21 protein-coding genes are annotated in these 16959 nt (G+C 73.1%); 13 read left to right on the forward strand and 8 right to left on the reverse strand.

All coding sequences use genetic code 11. The features are described 5' to 3' along the window. The first annotated feature begins 74 nt into the window (after positions 1-74). The 3 genes from K4S16_RS34120 to K4S16_RS34130 are packed head-to-tail and all read left to right on the forward strand — an operon-like array spanning position 75 to position 2187. Complete coding sequence (locus tag K4S16_RS34120) at positions 75-791, forward strand: hypothetical protein (protein WP_149263196.1); 717 nt, start codon at positions 75-77, stop codon at positions 789-791. Beyond that, positions 788-1720, forward strand: coding sequence for an NPCBM/NEW2 domain-containing protein (locus tag K4S16_RS34125; protein ID WP_149263197.1), 933 nt, complete (start codon positions 788-790; stop codon positions 1718-1720). Before K4S16_RS34120 ends, K4S16_RS34125 begins: the two co-directional genes overlap by 4 nt. A 17-nt stretch (positions 1721-1737) precedes the next feature. Next, a complete protein-coding gene (locus K4S16_RS34130) occupies positions 1738-2187 on the forward strand; it encodes a hypothetical protein (protein ID WP_149263198.1) in 450 nt (149 codons plus the stop codon). Between the two features lie 72 nt (positions 2188-2259). On the opposite strand, the gene K4S16_RS34135 is transcribed toward K4S16_RS34130, so the two are convergent. Next, entirely contained in the window at positions 2260-2595 is a 336-nt protein-coding gene (locus K4S16_RS34135; RefSeq protein ID WP_149263199.1) for a hypothetical protein, read from the reverse strand. A 435-nt stretch (positions 2596-3030) separates the two neighbouring features. Here K4S16_RS34135 and K4S16_RS34140 point away from each other — a divergent pair, with 435 nt between their 5' ends. After that, a complete protein-coding gene (locus K4S16_RS34140) occupies positions 3031-3261 on the forward strand; it encodes a hypothetical protein (protein ID WP_149263200.1) in 231 nt (76 codons plus the stop codon). A gap of 30 nt (positions 3262-3291) precedes the next feature. Here the strand turns inward: K4S16_RS34140 and lexA are convergent, their stop codons facing one another. From lexA to K4S16_RS34155, 3 genes are all read right to left on the reverse strand, one after another. Beyond that, entirely contained in the window at positions 3292-3954 is a 663-nt protein-coding gene (lexA, locus tag K4S16_RS34145; protein ID WP_149263201.1) for a transcriptional repressor LexA, read from the reverse strand. A 109-nt stretch (positions 3955-4063) separates the two neighbouring features. Then, positions 4064-4732 (reverse strand): DJ-1/PfpI family protein, encoded by a 669-nt coding sequence (locus K4S16_RS34150; RefSeq protein WP_149263202.1) that lies wholly within the window; start codon positions 4730-4732, stop codon positions 4064-4066. 10 nt (positions 4733-4742) lie between these two features. Further along, entirely contained in the window at positions 4743-5168 is a 426-nt protein-coding gene (locus tag K4S16_RS34155; protein ID WP_235037249.1) for an LPXTG cell wall anchor domain-containing protein, read from the reverse strand. A gap of 124 nt (positions 5169-5292) precedes the next feature. On the opposite strand from K4S16_RS34155, the gene K4S16_RS34160 reads away from it, so the two are divergent. Then, on the forward strand, positions 5293-6258 hold the full coding sequence (locus K4S16_RS34160; RefSeq protein WP_149263203.1) for a GlxA family transcriptional regulator: 966 nt from the start codon (positions 5293-5295) through the stop codon (positions 6256-6258). Position 6259: 1 nt separating this feature from the next. Here K4S16_RS34160 and K4S16_RS46005 read toward each other — a convergent pair whose 3' ends face one another. Beyond that, a complete protein-coding gene (locus K4S16_RS46005; protein WP_235037250.1) occupies positions 6260-6715 on the reverse strand; it encodes a helix-turn-helix domain-containing protein in 456 nt (151 codons plus the stop codon). Positions 6716-7047: 332 nt separating this feature from the next. On the opposite strand from K4S16_RS46005, the gene K4S16_RS34170 reads away from it, so the two are divergent. Together K4S16_RS34170 and K4S16_RS44630 are read left to right on the forward strand one after the other, a co-directional pair. Next, the gene (locus K4S16_RS34170; RefSeq protein WP_149263204.1) at positions 7048-8169 is read left to right on the forward strand and encodes a questin oxidase family protein; all 1122 of its coding nucleotides are present in this window, start codon (positions 7048-7050) and stop codon (positions 8167-8169) included. Positions 8170-8227: 58 nt separating this feature from the next. Further along, a complete protein-coding gene (locus K4S16_RS44630; RefSeq protein ID WP_160161124.1) occupies positions 8228-8404 on the forward strand; it encodes a hypothetical protein in 177 nt (58 codons plus the stop codon). Between the two features lie 21 nt (positions 8405-8425). Here K4S16_RS44630 and K4S16_RS34175 read toward each other — a convergent pair whose 3' ends face one another. Next, positions 8426-8809: a hypothetical protein gene (locus K4S16_RS34175; protein WP_149263205.1), complete on the reverse strand. Its 384-nt coding sequence runs from the start codon at positions 8807-8809 to the stop codon at positions 8426-8428. Between the two features lie 183 nt (positions 8810-8992). Between K4S16_RS34175 and K4S16_RS34180 the strand changes: the two genes are divergently transcribed. Both K4S16_RS34180 and K4S16_RS34185 read left to right on the forward strand, forming a co-directional pair. Continuing rightward, positions 8993-9622: a ClpP family protease gene (locus tag K4S16_RS34180; RefSeq protein WP_149263206.1), complete on the forward strand. Its 630-nt coding sequence runs from the start codon at positions 8993-8995 to the stop codon at positions 9620-9622. Beyond that, positions 9619-10221, forward strand: coding sequence for a ClpP family protease (locus K4S16_RS34185; protein ID WP_149263207.1), 603 nt, complete (start codon positions 9619-9621; stop codon positions 10219-10221). Before K4S16_RS34180 ends, K4S16_RS34185 begins: the two co-directional genes overlap by 4 nt. 9 nt (positions 10222-10230) lie before the next feature. Here the strand turns inward: K4S16_RS34185 and K4S16_RS34190 are convergent, their stop codons facing one another. Then, positions 10231-10617, reverse strand: coding sequence for a helix-turn-helix domain-containing protein (locus K4S16_RS34190; protein ID WP_149263208.1), 387 nt, complete (start codon positions 10615-10617; stop codon positions 10231-10233). Between the two features lie 114 nt (positions 10618-10731). On the opposite strand from K4S16_RS34190, the gene K4S16_RS34195 reads away from it, so the two are divergent. The 3 genes from K4S16_RS34195 (at position 10732) to K4S16_RS34205 (ending at position 13832) form a co-directional block, all read left to right on the forward strand. Further along, positions 10732-11874, forward strand: a complete 1143-nt coding sequence (locus tag K4S16_RS34195; protein WP_160161125.1) for an FAD-binding oxidoreductase — start codon at positions 10732-10734, stop codon at positions 11872-11874. A 92-nt stretch (positions 11875-11966) separates the two neighbouring features. Beyond that, positions 11967-12674 carry a TetR/AcrR family transcriptional regulator gene (locus tag K4S16_RS34200; RefSeq protein WP_149263210.1) on the forward strand — a complete coding sequence of 236 codons (708 nt, stop codon included), beginning with the start codon at positions 11967-11969 and terminating at the stop codon, positions 12672-12674. Positions 12675-12851: 177 nt separating this feature from the next. Then, the gene (locus K4S16_RS34205) at positions 12852-13832 is read left to right on the forward strand and encodes an NAD(P)-dependent alcohol dehydrogenase (protein ID WP_149263211.1); all 981 of its coding nucleotides are present in this window, start codon (positions 12852-12854) and stop codon (positions 13830-13832) included. Between the two features lie 22 nt (positions 13833-13854). On the opposite strand, the gene K4S16_RS34210 is transcribed toward K4S16_RS34205, so the two are convergent. Further along, positions 13855-14727 carry a DMT family transporter gene (locus K4S16_RS34210; protein ID WP_149263212.1) on the reverse strand — a complete coding sequence of 291 codons (873 nt, stop codon included), beginning with the start codon at positions 14725-14727 and terminating at the stop codon, positions 13855-13857. Positions 14728-14905: 178 nt separating this feature from the next. Between K4S16_RS34210 and K4S16_RS34215 the strand changes: the two genes are divergently transcribed. Further along, on the forward strand, positions 14906-16951 hold the full coding sequence (locus K4S16_RS34215) for a right-handed parallel beta-helix repeat-containing protein (RefSeq protein ID WP_149263213.1): 2046 nt from the start codon (positions 14906-14908) through the stop codon (positions 16949-16951). The last annotated feature ends 8 nt before the right edge of the window (positions 16952-16959 follow it).

Here is a 16959-nt window from a genome sequence, read left to right on the forward strand (position 1 = left end):
GGACGCCTTTCGGTCAGGAGTCCGCGGGGCCGAGCCGAAATGCGGCTCGCGATACCACAGGAGGTCGCCCGAGCATGACCGAGTATCCGCAGACCGCGGTGATGGCGGTCGCCGATATGAAGGGCAGCGCGTCCCGCAACGACATGGGGAGGCGCTGGGCGCGGCAGGAGATGTACGCCTGGCTGGAGCAGGCGCTGGGGTCGGCGTGGACGGCGTGCGTCCACCTCGACCGGGGGGACGGGGTCCTCATGCTGTGGCCGCTTTCGGTGCCGGATCCGGTGCCGCCGAAGGTCATCGTCTCCGGGCTGCTGCGGTTGTCGAGCACGGCGCCCACCGGACCCCACCCGCCGCGGCTGCGCGTCGCGGTCAACATCGGGCAGGCGTTCCAGGACGAGTACGGGTTCGTCGGTGCCGGCGTCGACGAGACCTTCCGGCTGAACGAGGCCCGCGTCCTGAGGGCGGCCCTCGCGCAGGCGGACGGCCCGGTCGCCTACCTGCTCTCCGAAACCGTCCACAAGACCGTCGTCGGGTACGGCTACGAGGACCTCGACCCCGCCGCCTTCCACCCCACCGTGGTGAGGGAGAAGGAGTCGACGCTGCGGGCGTGGCTCCATGTGCCTTGTGAGGACGGGATCGCGGCGAGGCTGGCCGCCGAGGGCGGCGAGCCCGTCGAACGTCCGGCCGACCGTGCGGGCGACGCGCCGCGGCCGCCCAGTGGGGTCTACCTGAACATCGGGGGGGACGCGAGGATCTCCGACTCGACGATCGCGGGGAGGGATCTGTACCTATGACGACCAGGGCCCGATCGGGCGACGGCGTGGGAGTGGAGGCGTCCATGGGCGGGCCCCGCCCCCGCCGTGCGCGCCGTGCGCTGCTGAAGGCGGTGCTGGTGCTGCTGTGCCTGGGCGCCGGAGCGGCGGGCCGGATATTCGGCGGCGACTGGGTGTGGGCCGGGTTCGCCGGTGCGCTGATGCTGACGGCCGTGATCGTCCTGCGGGGCGCATGGCAGCCGGCGCCGAGCGGTGCCGGGCGCGGGAGCATCAGCGCGCAGGCGGCCGGGCGGGACGCGCACATGACCCACAACCGCAGCTTCACGCTGAACGCGGGAGGGTTCAGCGCGGTCGTGGGCGCGGCGTTCATCATCGTGCTCAACGGGGCGCTGGTCGCGCACGTGTCGACGGAGGTGCCCGGCGGACGCTACTACCGGCCGGAGAACACGGAGACCGTTCAGCGGAAGCCGCCCGCCACCGCCGTCGAACCGGTCTTCCTGCGCGACCTGCCCGAGGAGCAGATCCGCGTCTCCACCGGCGGTTCGGCGCCCCAAGCCGGGGCGCGCCTCGCCGGGCGGCAGTGCGCCCGCAGCGTCTTCATGCCGGTGTCCGAGGTCGGCCGCGCCCGCCTCATCGTCCTGACTCCCAGCAAGCGGTACAAGCGCTTCACGGCGCTGGCCGGCATGCCGGACGACGAGGACGTGAGGGCGAGCACCGAGTTCGCCCTGCTCGGTGACGATCAGAGGGTGATCGACCACAAGACGGTGAGCCCGGGCAAGCCGGCCGAGTTCGACCAGGACGTCTCGGCCTACGCCACCCTCTACCTGAGAGTCACGCTGATCACCTCCAGGAACGGCAGCGAGTACGGCGGCGACTACAGGGCGGTCTGGGGGGACGCGCAGCTCCTGGCCCCGAACGGGCAGGCCCGCGTCTGCCCGACGTCCGCATGAACGGGAGGGAGGCCCCCATGCGGGCGGAGAGACTGGCGTCCGAGGCCGTCGAGGTGCTCGCCGCGGCCGTCGTGGACCCGGCGGCCGCGGCGGGCGCGGCCGATCTGCACGACCTGGTCAGGCGGTGGTTCCTGCTGCACGACCGGCTGGCGGCGTTCGAGGTGTTCGCCGCGGACCCGCGGCGCGACGAGGGGGTGCGGGCACTGCTGCGCCAGGGCGCCGAGCGTGACGAGGCCTTCGCCCGATCGCTGGACGCCGCGATCGAGCGCGCCCGCCCGCAGCCCCAGAGCAACAGCGTGCGCATGGACGTCCGAGACGTCAGCGGAGGGACGTTCCAGGCGTCGGGGCGCGACACCTATCGGAACAGCAACATCGAGATAGGCGGCGGCATCTCCCTCCTCGCCGTGGCCGTCATCGGGCTCCTCCTGCTGGCGGTCGTCGTGCTCGGCTTCGCCGCCCAGCACTGACGGCGGCCGGATCACCGTCGATCCGGCCGCCGTCGGGACGCCCCGGCCGCCGTGAGCGGCCGGGTGCGGTGTTCAGCCGGTCCTGCACTCCGCCCGTATCGGGAGGGCGCGGTACTCGGCCTCCATCGGCCGGTAGGAGTCCGACTCGCCCATCTTCTTGAGCGCCGGCCCCGCCTGCCGCACCGAGGCGTTCCCCTCGTAGCGCTCGGCGGTGTCGCCGAGGTCCCGCAGCGCGTCGAACACCCCCTTGTTGGAGAGGAAGTGCGGCCGCGAGACCTCTTTCTGGTACTTGCCGTACGCGTCGCAGAGGTCCTTCCTCGACGCCGGCCCGCCACCGCAGCCGGCGAGGAGCGCCAGCACGACGCCGCCGGCCGTCACACGGCGGAGAAAACGGTTCGGTACGGCCATGCCGTCCCCCATTCCTGGATCTTCACCGTGCGGTGTTGACCTCTGCGCACGATGGCTCCATAACGGCCCAACTTTCGCGCTATCGGGATAGGTGGGTCAACGCCGTAAATAACGAACTCTCATCCCGCGCCGAAATCGATCACGGCGATACCGCGACGGCGTCGCCGACGGCCTTTGCGAAGTGCCAGATGAGGAGGGCGGCGGAGGTGGTGGACGGCATCTGACCGGCGGGGACGCCCGCCGAGGACCGGTCGCCACGACAGCGGAAACTACTCATCGGTATGGCGCACCTGCATCATTTCCCCTGGACGGTGACACGCCATCCATCGGTGAATGTCAATGCATTCCAGAGTTGTCCAGCATTGCTGCCGATCGAGGGAGTCATCGGGAAGCCTGGCGTGGATTGCCCCGCACCCATCGAGACACGGAGCGGCCATGTCAGACCACAACACTCCCTTGGCGCACCCGAAGACCACGTACATGGGGTTCTACTTCTGGTGGTGGCTGGGCGTGACCGCGCTCTGCACGCTGGCGAGCCTCTTCTTCTTCACCCACGCCGCCGTCGGCGCGGGCTTCGTGGGGCTCGCGATCGCGGGGCTGTCCGCCCTGTACGTCCGCTACCTGTTCCGAGGCGGCCGCTTCCGGGTGATCTTCATCGTCTTCTGAGGGGGCGGGCAGGCGCCGGCGCCGCGGCGGTCAGACGTTGCGGAGGACCGAGACGACGATGCCGAGGACGGTCGCCTCGTCGCCGTCGATCACGTCGTAGGCGGGGTTGCGGGGTTCGAGCAGGACGTGGCCCTCGCGGCGCCGGTACACCTTCACGGTGGCCTCGCCGTCGATCATGGCGGCGACGATCTGGCCCGAGTGGGCCTCGGGCTGCCGGCGCACCACGACGATGTCGCCGTCGCAGATCGCGGCGTCGATCATCGAGTCGCCCCGCACGCGCAGGCCGAAGACGGTGCCGCGCCCGGTCAGCTCGCGGGGCAGCACCAGCGTGTCGTCGGCGTGCTCCTCGGCCGGGATGGGGACGCCGGCCGCGATGTCCCCGACGACGGGCACGGTCACCGGGCCGTCGGCGGACTCGCGCGCCGGACGGTCCGGCAGGAACATGCGCACGTCGATCGGCCGGGAGACCGCGGCGCCGCGCCGCAGGAACCCCTTGTCCTCCAGGCTCGCCAGATGGCGCGACACCGACGACGGCGACCGCAGGCCGACGGCGTCGCCGATCTGGCGCGTGCTCGGCGCGTACCCGTACCTGACCGCCCAGTCGCGGATCATCGCCAGGATCCGCTGCTGGCGCGGGGGCAGCGCGGAGGCGTCCAGGTCCCCGAACGGATCAAGATCACTGTAGGCGGTCACCCGTGGAATTGTAGGGCGCGGCGGCCCGGAGGGCGGCCGGGACGCGCCTCGGCGGCGCCCCCGCGACCGTCGAGGCGGCGGCCTGCTCGCGGGCCGCCGCGCTCGCGGGTCAGCGCGCCCGCATCGCGTCCTCCAGCGCGGCCGCCTCGTACTCGGCGGCCAGCTCCACGACGTCCTCGGGAGCGCGCGCCGGGGAGCCGGCGTCGAACGGGGGCTGCGGGTCGTACTCCGTCCAGAGCTGCACGGCCTGGGCGGTCCGCGTGTCGGTGAGGAGCTCGACGAGGCGCAGCGCCATGTCGATCCCGCTGGAGACGCCCGCGGCGGTCACGATGCGGGCGTCCTCGTCGACCACGACGCGCTCCGGCGTCGGGTCGGCCCCGAAGAGGGGGAGCTTGTCCAGGTGCCGGTAGTGGGTGGTCGCGCGCAGCCCCTTGATGAGGCCCGCGGCGCCGAGGATGAGCGACCCGGAGCACACCGAGGCCGTCCAGCGGGTGGTGGCGTGGACGTCGCGCAGCCAGTCCGGGAGCGCCCCTTCCAGGACGTGGACGGTGCCGGGGCCGCCGGGGACGACCACCACGTCCGGGCGCGGCGCCTCGTCGAGGCCGACGGCGGTCATCTGGAGGGTGCGGCAGTCGTCGCGCACGGGGCCCGCCTGCTCGGCGGCGAACACCACGCGCACGCCGGGCGTGAGCGCCAGCATCTGGTACGGGCCGACGACGTCCAGCGCGGTGAAGCGGTCGTACAGCGGGATGACGACCGTGGTCTCGGGTGCGGTCATGGCGGCGGCCTCAGTGGTGGTACTCGCGCCGGCGCCGGAGCAGCACGGCGAGCATCGCGACCATCATCAGGACGTGCGCGGCCGTCATGAACGCCATCCCGCTCATGACGCCGGCCCAGACGAGCGGGACCAGCACCGCCGGAACGTACATCGCGGCGCACATCTCCAGTGTGCAGCCCCAGCCGTGGCGGCGCAGGCGCATCCAGGCGGCCATGCCGACCGCCATGTCGGTGGCCATGAGCAGGTAGTGGGCGCCCGGATGCGCGTCGAAGTCGACGGTCAGCCCGAGAGCCGCGCGGAGCGCGCCGAGGACGATCATCCCGGCGAACATCGCGAGCACCATCTCGACGTAGTGCAGGGTGAGCCGCCGCCATGAGGCGCGCGGGCGGGCGGCGGCCCGTGAATCGGAGTCCAGGGTGTGGGACGAGGTAGCCATGGCATCACTCTCGGCGCGCCGGGCCCGGCCCCGCCAGCTCCGGACGCGGGGAGGTCCGAAAACTTGGGGTAGCGGTCTATCGGACATAGGTGATAGAGACGCCGACGGGCAATACCGTGGCGGTATGCACGAACTGCGCCGCGTCCTCGTGGTGGGCTACCCGGCGGCCGAACTGCTGGACATCGCCTGCGTCGTCTCGGCGCTCCAGGTGGCCAACTTCCTGAACCGCCGGGGCGTCTACGACGTCTCGCTCGCCTCGCCGGGCGGCCGGCCGATCCACACCGGGACGGGCCTGACGCTCCAGGCGCAGTGCTCGCTGGAGCGGGTCACCGGGCCGCTCGACACGCTGGTGGTGTCCGGGGGCATCGGCTATGTCGACGCGATGGAGGACGGGCGGCTGGTCGCGCACGTGCGCAGGCTCGGCCTGGAGTCCCGCCGCGTGGCGTCGGTGTGCACCGGCGCCGGGGTGCTCGCCGCCGCCGGGCTCCTGGACGGGCGCCGCGCGTCGACGCACTGGGAGCACGCCGACTACCTGGCGGGCCGGTTCCCGGCCGTCGAGTTCGACAGCGGACCGATCTTCGTGACGGACGGGGGAGTGTGCACGTCCGCCGGAGTGACCGCCGCCCTGGACCTCACGCTGTCGTTCATAGAGGCCGACGTCAGTCCGGACCTGGCCCGGAGCGTGTCGCGGCAACTCGTGACCTACCTGCAGCGGCCCGGCAACCAGGCGCAGATGAGCATGTTCACGGCGCCCTCGGCACGCCACTCCCTCGTCCAGGACGCCGTCGCGCACATCGCCGGGAACCCGGCGGCGGACCTGTCGACGGCGGCGCTGGCCGCCCGCGCGGGCGTCAGCCGGCGCCATCTGTCCCGCCTGTTCATGGCCGAGCTCGGCATGAGCCCGGGGCGGTTCGTGCGCCGGGCGCGCGGCGAGGCCGCCGCGCACCTGCTGACCGGCACGGCGCTGACCGTGGAGACGATCGCCGCCCGCTGCGGGTTCGGCAGCGAGGAGGCGCTCCGCCAGGCGTTCCGCGGCCTCTACGGCGTCTCGCCCTCCCACTACCGCGCCACGCAGAGCAGCTCCCGCTGAGTCAGCGGCCCGCGAGGAGCCGGTCGCCCAGCTCCGTCCTGGAGTACAGGACGCGCCGCCCGTCGCGCCGAGCCGCGAGCAGGCCCGCCGCCCGCAGAGCCTGGAGGTGCGCGTTGACCGAGGGCGCCGACAGGGCGAGCTGCGCGGCGGCCTGGGTGGTCGACATCGGGAGGTCCAGCTGCGCCAGGAGGGCCGCGCGGGTCCGCCCGAGCACCTCGGCGAGCGCCGCGGCGGCGGGGGTGGGGCGCCGGGCCCAGAGCCTGCCGACGCCGCGGGGCGCGTAGGACACGGTCGGGACGTTCGGCCGCGCGGTGAGGACGATGACGTCCGGCCAGGCGAACGCGCACGGCACCAGGACCAGCCCGCGGCCGCCGAGGTCGGCGTGCCCCTCGTAGTCCTTGACGACCCGGATGACGCCGTCCGCGAACCCGACCGACGGGTGCAGGTCGCGCATCATCTTCTGGACGCCGGGGCGGCGAGGGGACCAGGAAGTCGGGGATGTAGCCGGCGGGCCGCACCAGCGCCGTGAGCAGCTCCATCACGTGCGGCGGGAGCCGCTCGTGAACCCGGGCGCGGAACCGGTCGCACCACGCGCGGTGCAGGTGCCATCCGTCGCGCGCGCTCTGGAGGGTGCGCACGCTGGCGACGCACTCCCACAGCGGCGACGACGCGAACCGGACGCGGCCGAGGTCGGCCGCGGTGAAATGCAGGTGGATCACCGACCGCCCCTTCGATTAGGGCAGAGCCTAATCGTCGCCCCGGTCCCGGCGGCGGGCGGACACTGCCCGCATGACCACAGCGCATGACCGCCTGCTCGAGTCCTACCAGCGCCTTCACGCCTACGGCCCGGAGTTCGGCGGCGACGAGGAGGGCGACCACGGGATGACCAACCACGGGCCGATGGCGGTCGAGGTCATCGTGCGGCGCGGCCTGGACGTCGACGTCGACCGCTGGCTCGACCGCTACGTGCGGCGCCTCGCGGAGCCGCCCTCCTCCGGCGCGGAGATCTCCCGCCGCGACTGGCGCGCGGCGCTCGGGTCCGCCCGGCGCCTGCCCGCCTGGACGCGCTTCTTCCGCACCGAGCTGCGCGAGCGGCCGTGGACGGACGTCCTCACCGAATGGTGGCCGCGCCTGCTCCCCGGCATCGTGGCGGGGTCGACGCACGGCGTCATCCGGGTCGGGCACGCCGTACGGGCCCTGCGCGACGCCCCCGGCGCCTCGCCCGCGCCGGAGCTGGTCGAGGAGCTCGCGCACGGGCTCGCCTTCTGGGCCGCGCGGTACCGCGAGCTGCCGGGGACAGTCCCGCCCGGGGGAGTGCTCGCACCGGCCGACGCCCTCCGCGGCGTCGCGCGCCTGGCGGACCAGAGCGGATACATCGCGCACCGCCTGGACCGGCTCGCCGGGACGTCCGGCTGGCCGGCGAGCGTCCGCCGGCTGCGCGGCCCGGCGTCGGCCGAGGAGGTGCCCGAGCGCCTCGAATCCCTCGTCGACGCGGCGGTCTCGGCGTACCTCGGCCTCGGCCGCGCCGCGCCCGTCCTGCTGGTGCACGCCGCCACGGCCCCGAACGCCGTCCGGCACATCCTGCCGGTGCTGCCGGCGCGGCTGTGGACGGGCGGCTTCGCGGCCGCGTGGGCGGCGGCCGCCGCGATCGTCGCGACCTACGCCCCCGCCGATCCGGCCCCGCATCCGGAACCCGCCGGGCTCACCCCCGCCGCAGCGCTGGAACGCGCGGCGGACCACGGCGACGAGCACGTCCTGAAGTTCACCGACACCGCCGTCGAAGCTTTCGACCGGACCGGCGACCCGGCCCACCTCGCAGCCGCCGCCCACGCCCGCACCCTGATCCCGAGCCCCTGGCGGATGCGCCCCGGCGGGCCGGCGCGCCGCCCTGACGACCAGGGGAATGTTTAGACCGGGCGCGGTGCGGTAGAGCGGACCGATCACTTCGGCCGCCTCGGGGAGACGAGTCATGCCGCTTGCGGAAGAACCCGACGGGGACCAGGCGAGCATGCCCGAGAACCGGCCGCCCGGCGAAGAAGTGGACGGGCCCCCGCCCCGCACCGTCGCCGGCTACGCCTCTTTCACCGCGACGACGGCTCCCACCCCGGCGGCCTCTTCTCCGCTCACCGCCTCCACGCCTTCCTGAGTCCGGCGACGCGGCAGGTCTTCACTCCTCGCTTGCCGTCCTGTCTCCGGCGGTGCCGCTCGCGCCCGTCCCGAGGTGCCGGACCCGCCGCTCGACGTCCCTGCGCGCGCCGCCGGTGTCGGGCGCCGGGTCCGTCCCGAGCGTCCCGGCGGCCTCGCTCGCGCCCGTGCCCACGCCCTGGACGCGCCGCCGCACGTCCGCTCGGGCCTCGGCGCCCTCCGACTCCGGCGCCCGGTCTCCGAGGTCGCCGTGCCCGCCCGTCCCGAGGTGCTGGACGCGCTCGCGGACGTCGCTCTCGGCCTCGCCCATGCCCGGGCCGGCCTCCGTCTCCAGCGTCCCGGGCCTGTCGCTCGCGCCGGTGCCGACGCGCTGGACGCGCCGCTCGACGTCCCTCTCGGCGTCCATGCCGCTGCTCTCCTCGCGCAAAACTCCCCCCGAGTCCGTCTCGGCCCCACGTCCGGAATCCTGCTGATACCCGCTCTGACCAGGGAACATGTCCTCGCGCCTGTGGGGCGCGCTGCTCTGAGCGGATCCGCCGAGGGCAGATCAGGCTGTCACCGGTCCGCGGGCGGGCGCAGAGTGAAGGGCATGAGCGAGGAACAGTCAATCCCGTTGTTCAACGAACGCGTGCGGAGCGAGCTCTACCAGCAGCGCGTCCTCGTGCTCGACGGCCCGCTGGACGACGACAACGGCACGCTGCTGGCGACGCAGCTGATGACCCTGGCGAGGGAGGACTCCTCGACCGACATCGCGCTGTGGATCCATTCGCCCGGCGGGTCGGTGCCGTCGATGCTGGCGATCCGCGACGTCATGCGGCTCATCCCGTGCGACGTGTCCACGCTGGTGCTCGGCATCGCCTACAGCGCCGGGCAGTTCCTGCTGTCGTCCGGCACGCCCGGCAAGCGCCGCGCGATGCCGCACGCCCGCGTGCTGATGCACCAGGGCTCCGCCGGGATCGCGGGCGCCGCCGTCGACATCGAACTGCAGGCCAACGACCTGCGCCACACCCGGGACACGGTGCTCGGCCTCATCGCAGAGGACACCGGCCAGCCCATCGAGCGCGTCTTCGAGGACTCGCTGCACGACCGCTGGTACACCGCGCAGGAGGCGCTCGACTACGGGTTCATCGACGCGATCGTCAGCACGTTCGACGAGGTCATGCCCACCCGCCGCCGCCCCGTCGGGCTCGGCGCACCGTCCGGAGGAGACGCGCGATGAGCACCTACACGATCCCGAACGTCATCGCGCAGCACCCCCGCGGTGAACGGATCATGGACGTCTACTCGCATCTGCTGACCGAGCGGATCATCTACCTCGGCACCGCCATCGACGCGGGCGTGGCGAACGCCCTCGTCGCGCAGCTGCTGTACCTGGAGTCCGACAACCCCGAGCGCGACATCCAGCTGTACATCAACTGCGAGGGCGGAGACCCGAGCGCGATGCTCGCCGTGTACGACACGCTGCGCTACATCCGCGCGCCGGTGGCGACGACGTGCGTGGGCCAGGCGGTCGCCGTCGGCGCCGTGCTCCTGGCGGCCGGCGACCCCGGCAAGCGCGCGGCCCTGCCCCACACCCGGGTCGTCCTGCACCAGCCGATCGGGCAGGGCCGCGGGGCGATCCCGGACCTCATCCTCCAGGCCGACGAGGTCGTCCGCGTCCGCGCGGACATCGAGGGCATCCTCGCCCGGCACACCGGGCAGGACGTCGCGACCCTGCGCGCCGACACCGACCGGGACCGCGTCTTCACCGCGAACGCGGCGCTGGAGTACGGCCTCATCGACCACGTCCTGGAGGAGCGGCAGCCGATGCCCGCGTAGCGCGACCGGCTACGCGGCGAGGGCGTACGCCGCCTGGCAGGTCGGGCCGGCCGGAGCCGCTCCGGCCGGCACGGCCAGCAGGCCCGTCGCGATCGCCAGCGTCAGGTCGCCGAGCGTCATGTCGAGGGCGCCGGCGACGGCGGCGATCATCTCGCTCGACGGCTCCTTCACGCCGCGCTCGATCTCGGAGAGGTACTGCGGTGAGACCCCCGCCCGGCGGGCGGTCTCCACCAGGATCTCGCCGCGTTCGAGCCGTGCGCGCCGCAGGCACTGGCCGAGCGCGTCGCGCCACAGCGGCTCGGCCGGCGGGCGCGCCGCGGCGGGCCGGTGCGGCGCATGCTCGTGCGGCTTCTCGATGTCGTCGGCGGGCGTGAGCGGTCGCGCGGTCTCGGCCATGCGCACATCGTAGATCGGCATCCCCGCGGGGCCCCAGCGATTCCGCCGACCGCAGAACGGGGCCGGGGACGAAGGGCCCTCGCTCTCTCGGGGGGCGGATGTCATTCTGAGGGCATGCGCGTACTGGTCGTGGGTGCGGGGATCGTCGGGGCCGCCCTCGCGGACCGCCTCACCCGTCCGGCGGCCGGAGGCCCCGCGCTTCCGGCGCACGAGGTCACGGTGGTCGAAGGGGAGGAGCCCGGCGCCGGGACGTCCGGCACGAGCTACGCCTGGATCAACGCCAACGACCCCTCCGACCCGTCCTACCACCGGTTCCGGACCGCGGCGATGTCCGCCTGGCGCGACCTGGCGGCCGGGTTCGGCGACCCGGACTGGTACCGCCCGCCGGGCAACGTCACGTGGGCGACCACCGACGACGCCAAGGAGCGGCTGGCCGACCGGGTCGCCCGCCTCACCGCCCTCGGCTACGCCGCCGACCTGATCGGCCCCGGCCAGGTGGGCGAGCTGGAACCGCACATCCGCGTGCCAGGGGACGCGCTCATCGTGCACTACCCCGACGAGGGCCACGTGCACGGAGGCCCCGCCGCGCGGGCGCTGGCCGGCCGCGCCCGGGAATCGGGCGCCGCCCTCGTGACGGGCCACCGCGCGATGCGCCTCACCACCGACGGCGACCGCGTGACCGGCGTGCGGCTGGACGACGGCCGCGACCTGGACGCCGACCTCACGATCTGCGCCGCGGGCTGGCGCAGCCCCAAGCTCCTCGCCACGGCCGGGGTCACCCTCCCGCTGGTGGACCCCTCCGAGCCGGGCTCGGCCGCCCCGTGCCTCGTCGCCATCACGTCCGCGTCGCAGACCGTCGTCAACGGCCTCGTCCACGCCCCCGGCCTGTCCGTCAGGCAGTCCGAGGCCGGGGGACTGAACCTGGAGGCCGACGACCTGGACGCCGGCGTGGACGAGTCCGCCTCCCCGGAACTGATCCGGGCGGTGGGCGGCGAACTGCACGCCCGCGCCCGCGCGCTCATCCCGCACCTGAACGCGGAGGTCGCCGAAGTACGAAGGTGCGTCCGCCCCCTGCCTGTGGACGGCTACCCCCTCATCGGCTTCCAGGCCCCCGGCCTGTACACGGTCGTCACCCACAGCGGCATCACCCTCGCCCCCCACCTGGCCGCCCTGGTGGCCCAGGAGATCGACGGCGGCCCGTCCCCACTCCTCGCCCCGTACCGCCCGGATCGCGCGGACCCCCTCCCGCGCCCTTAGACGAACCGGGCGATCAGGGTTCCCTCGCCCAGCGCGGGAAGGTCTCCGGGAGGCTTACCGTGTACGGGTAGAGTGCGCCGGGAGGAAGATCGATGACTCCACGGACCGACGCCGACGAGGTGGCCGAGCGGCCGCGCATCCCGCTGAGCCGCAGGCGGGTGCTGCGCGCGGCCGCCGGCCTCGCCGACCGCGACGGGCTCGACTCGCTCACGATGCGCCGGCTCGCGCAGGAGGTCGGCGTCGAGGCGATGTCGCTGTACCACCACGTCGCCAACAAGGAGGCCGTCTTCGACGGTCTCGTCGAGGTGGTCCTGGACGAGATCATGGCGGCGGTGGAGGAGGCCGACGCCCCGCCCCCCGAGCGCGACTGGCGGGCGGCTCTGCGCGCGCGGATCCTCGCCGCCCGGGAGGTTCTCCTCCGTCACCGTTGGGCACCGCAACTGATCGCCACCCGCCCCACCATGAGCCCCGCCGTCATCGCCTACTACGACCACGTCGTGGGCCTTCTCCGGGCGGGCGGTTTCTCCTTCGACCTGGCGCACCGCGCGCTGCACGTCCTGGGCAGCCGAGCCCTCGGGTTCGCCCAGGAGCTGTTCCAGCCCGGCGACGCACCGGCCGACGACGCCGCGGCGATGGAGCAGATGGCCGACCGGTTCCCGAACCTCGCGGGGATGCTCGCGGACGCCGTCCACGACGACCCGGACGGCACCCTGGGCTTCTGCGACGACCAGTTCGAGTTCGAGTTCGCCCTCGACCTGATCCTCGAAGGGCTGGAGCGGCGCCGCGCCGCCGCTTCGTGATCCTCTCCGGCCGCACCTGAGCGCGCCGTCCGTCGTCTCCGAGCGGTATCCGCTTCCTCCCTCTTGACCGCCTTACGGCGTACGATTACCTTACGACGTATGACAACCTTACGACGTACGACGGCCGATCGGTCCAACGCCCATCCCGGTGAGCACGCCCAACGGAAGGAAGCCGCCATGAAGGCCTGGACCTGGGACCGCTACGGCCCGCCGGACGCGCTGGCCCTCAAGGACGTCGGGGAACCGGACATCGGCCCGGACGAGGTGCTCGTCCGCACGCGGGCGGCGTCCGTCAACCCCTACGACTGGCGCCACCTTCGGGCCGACCCGAAGCTGGTGCGGCTCACCTACGGCCTGCGGAGGCCGAGGCCCGGCCTGGTCCTCGGCGCCGACCTCGCCGGCGTCGTGGAACGGACGGGCGACGCGGTGACCGGGCTGCGTCCCGGCGACGAGGTCTTCGGGGAGGTCCGCCTGGGCTCGTTCGCCGAGGCCGTCGCCGTCCCGCAGGACCGGCTGGCCGTCAAGCCCGCCCGCCTCACCTTCGAGCAGGCGGCGTCGGTGTCGATGGCCGGGCACACCGCGCTGCAGGGGCTGCGGGACACGGGCCGGATCTCCGCCGGGCAGCGGGTCCTCGTCCACGGGGCCTCGGGCGGCGTCGGCACGTTCGCCGTCCAGCTCGCCAAGGCGTTCGGGGCCGAGGTCACCGGAGTGTGCAGCACCCGCAACCTCGAACTGGTCCGCTCCCTGGGCGCGGACCATGTCGTGGACTACACCCGGGAGGACTTCACCGAACGGAAGGGGCACTACGACCTGCTCCTGGACATCGTCGGCGACCGGTCGCTGACCCGGCTGCGGCGCTGCCTGACCTCCCGCGGGACCCTCGTGATCGTCGGCGGCATCGCCTCGCCCCGCGGCGGGCTGCTCGGACCCGCGGGGCAGATCGTCCGCGGCGCCCTGGCCTCCCCTTTCGTCAGACAGCGCATCGCCAACGTCGGATGGAAGCCCAACTCCACGGACCTGCGGTTCCTGGCGGAGCTGATGGAGAAGGAACGGGTCACCCCCGTCATCGACCGGACCTACCCGTTCACCGAACTCCCCGAGGCCCTCCGCCACGTCGAGCGCGGCCACGCCCGAGGCAAGGTCGCCGTCGCCTTCTGACGGCGGTCGAGCCTCGGCGGAGTCAGGCCATCGCGATGGCGGCTATCCCGGCCAGCACCACGGCCGAACCCGCCAGCCGCCGGACGGCGTGCGCCTCGCCCAGGACCCGCCACGCGGCCAGCCCGCCGAGCACGATGCTCAGCTCGCGGGCCGGGGCGACCAGGCTGACCGGCGCCATCCGGAGCGCGAAGAGCACGAGCAGGTACGCCACCGGCGACAGCAGGCCGATGGTCAGCGCCTCGCGGCGGTGGCCGCGCCACAGCCGGGCGACCCGCGTCCGGTTCCGCAGGGCGTGCGGCGCGAGGAGCAGGCTCTGGACGAGGGTGCCGACGCCGAAGTAGACCAGCGGCGGGACGCCGAGCCCGGTGACCGAGTGGGCGTCCCACAGCGTGTAGCCCGCGATCACGACCCCCGTCAGCACGCCGTAGAAGACGCCCGCGCGGCGCCGCGCGGGCGAGGCGCCGTCCGCCGCCGGTCCGCCGCTGCTGACGACCAGGACACCGGCGATCACCAGGAGTGCGCCGGCCAGCCCCGCCGCGCCGGGGTCCTCACCGAGGAAGAGGACCGCCGCCAGCACCGACAGCAGCGGCCCCGTCCCCCTGGCCAGGGGGTACACCACCGACAGGTCACCGACCGCATACCCGCGCTGGAGCACGATTCCATACGCCACGTGCAGGAGCGCGGTCCCCAGCGCCGCGAGGAGCCACGTCCATTCAGGACGCTGAGGGGAGAGGACCAGGAAGACCGCCGCCGCCGGGGCGAAAACGACGGCCCCAACGGTGTAGTAGAGGAAGACGAACGGCGCCCCGCCGTCTCCGACCCGCTTCGCGGAGAAGTTCCAGAACGCGTGCACGACGGCGGCGGCGAGGACGAGCGAGAGGGCCAAGCCGTTCACGAGGAGGCCTTTCTCCGCCCGGTCGAGCCGGGGGAGCGGCGTGGCCGGTTGTGGACGTGTGACGGGATCTTTCAGTGTGTCCGAAGTTACATTGAACGTGAAACTCACTCAAATTCTGTGATCTGCGGGCCGCGGTCCCGGCAGTGCCGGACAGGGGCCTCGGAGACGAGGGCGACTTATGGGCAGACGGTTCCCCGGCAGGCTCTGGCTGATCGTTGCCACCGCGTTCGGGCTGGTCCTCGGGCTGACGGCGAGCGCGGGCGCGCACATCGAGCGCCCCTCGTACTGGCCGCTGCCCGGCCCGGACTGCTCGGTCAGCCCGTGCGCGGGCGGCGCGGTCCCCAAGGCCAGGACCCTGGCGTCGTCGATCGAGACGACCAAGGGCAGCACGACCCGCGTGGTGTGCCGGCCCGACTCGCTCAAGCGCCTGGAGGCCTCGATCAAGCGGGCTCGGAAGTCGGGCTACGACATCCGGCCGAACGACCACCGGAGCTTCAGCGCCGCGGAGGCGCGGGAGCTCACGCGCGTCAACAAGGCCCTGGCCTCGCGGTGCCGGTACAACGAGATCCAGCCCGCGGTGAACGACTCGAGGAACAACGACCGGGTCGTGGTCCTGCCGGGCGTCTACACCGAGCCCACCGCGCGCCAGAAGCCCACCCACGACAAGGCGTGCGACCCGTACAAGCTGAGCACCGGCGCGTACTCCTACCTCGGCGAGTACATGTGCCCGAACGACGCCAACCTGATCGCCGTGCTGGGCCGTTCGCCCGGCTCCGGCAAGGACCCGGACCCGCCGCTGGTCGACCGGCACGGCGTCCCCAACCTCGGCAAGTGCGTGCGCTGCAACCTCCAGATGGAGGGGTCGGGCGTGAGCGCGGACGACGTGGTCGTCGAGGCCGGCGACCCCGCGTCCGGCAACGGCGGCCCGCGCCGCTCGGCGAAGGACGTGGGCATCCGCGCCGACCGGGCCGACGGCTTCGTCCTGCGGAACGTCACGGTCCGGCATGCCGAGGAGCACGCCATCTACGTGCTGGAGACCAACGGCTACATGCTCGACCGCTTCAAGACCTTCTACGCGGGCGAGTACGGCGTCCTCACCTTCGTCGAGGACCACGGCCTGATACAGAACTGCGAGGCGGCGGGCAGCGGCGACTCCGGGCTCTATCCGGGGTCGGGCGCCAAGACCTCGGCGGGCCGAGACCCGAAGGTCTATCCGAAGGCGCGCTACAGCCAGGAGATCCGCTACTGCGACTCCCACCACAACACCAGCGGCTACTCCGGCACCGACGGCAGCGCCACCTGGCTGCACCACAACAACTTCTACGGCAACGCCCTCGGCTTCACGACCGACGTGTTCACCGCGGCGGGCCACCCCGGCTTTCCGCAGCAGGGCGACCTGATCGAGAACAACGTCTTCTCCTCCAACAACTTCAACCCGTACCTGCCCGGCAGCGACGTGGTGCCGTCGGTGCCGGTCCCCGTCGGCACCGGCATGTGGATCGCGGGCGGCGACGACAACGTCGTCCGCAACAACCGCTTCCACGACAACCGCAGGCGCGGGGCGATGCTGTTCGCCGTCCCCGACGCCTTCGTCTGCGGTCCGGGGAACTCGCCCATCACCGGCTGCGATCCGCTGAAGCTGTCCACCTCGCACCGCAACTCGTTCCACGGCAACACGATGACCGGCAACGGCGTGGACTTCTGGTGGGACGCCTTCCCCGGCAACGTGGGCAACTGCTGGTACTCCAACGGCAACGCGACCAGCGCTCCGAAGAACCTGCCCGACTGCCTGAACGGCAAGGTCCCCTGGCTGAGCATCGGCCTCGGCAACCTGGAGAACGAGGCCGAGCTGTTCGTCTGCATGACCGACCTGAAGCCGGGCGGCCCGTGCCCCTGGTTCAAGTCCCCGGCCGCCGCGAAGGCGGCGCCCGCCGACGACCACGACCACGGCGCGTCGGGAGAGCTCAACGACGCGCTGCTCGCGGCCGTGACGTGCCATTCCTGGCAGGGGATGAACACCGGCCAGCGCGAGCACATGCTCGACAGGATGGGGGTGTTCATGGGCGGCCAGATCGACCACCCGGGAGCGCGCGGCACCACGCTCAGCAACAAGAAGGCGACCAGCGTCCTCGACAACGCCTGCGGGCTGTCCTTCGCCGGCCAGTTCAAGCTGTACAAGCTCTACGCCCGCGCGGCGGCGTTCACCCCGCAGCTCCAACGCTGACCCGAGCC

The organism is Actinomadura sp. K4S16 (assembly GCF_008327685.1).
Lineage (GTDB): Bacteria > Actinomycetota > Actinomycetes > Streptosporangiales > Streptosporangiaceae > Spirillospora.